General features: G+C 58.2%; 1 protein-coding gene. It reads left to right on the top strand.

Translation table 11 applies throughout. The features are described 5' to 3' along the window. Positions 1 to 201, top strand: a 201-nt coding sequence (locus A3M3_RS28590; RefSeq protein WP_035743331.1) for a copper amine oxidase, incomplete at both ends; no start/stop codon positions are given.

Genomic DNA, 201 nt, shown 5'->3' with positions numbered 1-201 from the left:
GCTGATTGGTCTTTCCGGGTGGGGTTCACCCCGCGTGAGGGTCTGGTCCTGCATCAGCTCAAGTTCCGGGACCAGGGTGTTGAGCGTCCGGTGATCAACCGGGCTTCGTTGTCGGAAATGGTTGTTCCGTATGGTGACACGGCCCCGGTGCAGGCGAAGAAGAACGCGTTTGATTCCGGTGAGTACAACATCGGTAACATG

The organism is Arthrobacter sp. MA-N2, assembly GCF_000517125.1.
Taxonomy (GTDB): Bacteria; Actinomycetota; Actinomycetes; order Actinomycetales; family Micrococcaceae; genus Arthrobacter; species Arthrobacter methylotrophus.
This window is presented reverse-complemented; position numbering and strand designations above follow the sequence as displayed.